Here is a 1,017-nt window from a genome sequence, read left to right on the forward strand (position 1 = left end):
CCGGCAGCCACGTGCAGTTCTTCGTCGCCACCGGGGCCCGCGCCGCGCCGCCGCCGGGGCCTGCGGCGGACGGCAGCTTCGGCCAGCCGTGGCGCGCGGTCGGGGTCGACGTGTCGGACTTCTTCATCGACCTCGGCGGCACCGGCAGGCAGGAGGCGCTGTGGATCGGTGCGCGCTTCGGCAACGACCTGCATTCGACGCCGGTGCTGTCGCAGGCGCGCGTGGATTTCGACCAGGCGAGCTACCTGCCCGAGCTGCCCGCGATCTACCGGGAGCCGCGGGACGGCAATTTCCTGCTGCGCTACCTGAGCCTGTTCGAGAGCTTCTTCGACGAACTCGAGGCCACCACGGGCCACCTGCCGGCGTTGCTGAATCCGGCATCGGCGCCGGTGGATGCGCTGGCCTGGCTGGCCGGCTTCCTGGCATTGCCGCTGCCCGAGGTGCAGGATGCCGCTGCGCAGCGCGGGTCGATCGCCGGGGCCTTCGCGCGCTACGCACGGCGCGGCACGGTTGCCGGCCTGCGCGACGCGCTGCGCGACGAGGCCGGCGTGCGCGCCGTGATCGACGAGCCGCTGCAGGCGCTGGGCTGGTGGGCCATGCCGGCGCCATCGACGTCGTGCGAGCCCGGGCAGGCCGGCACCTGGACCGACGGCGGCGACTCGATCCTCGGCTTCAACACGGTACTGCCGTCGTCCGAGCCGCAGGGCGCCGTGCTCGGCAGCACCGCCACGCTCGACCGCTCGCAGCTCATCACGCAGGACGAGTTCGGCACCCCGCTGTTCGAGGGCGCGGCCTACCGCTTCCTGGTGCGGCTGTATCCAGGCGACCTGCAGTGCGCGGGCACGCTCGACCAGGTGCGCGCGATCGTCGAGCGCGAGAAACCCGCGCACACGCTCTACGACCTGTGCGTGATCGGCGCGGGCCTGCGCGTGGGCTACCAGGCCAGCCTCGGCATCGACACCTTGCTCGGTGGCGGGCCGGCCGAGCCCGGCCGGCTGGGCGACGCGGCCCTGGTGC

Annotated in this window: 1 protein-coding gene; it reads left to right on the forward strand. The window is 73.5% G+C overall.

The genetic code is table 11. The features are described 5' to 3' along the window. Positions 1-1,017 (forward strand): phage tail protein (locus tag AC1D01_RS36255; protein WP_477874591.1); only part of this gene is annotated, 1,017 nt, incomplete at both ends.

It is taken from the genome of Rhizobacter sp. P3_B12 (genome assembly GCF_056402895.1).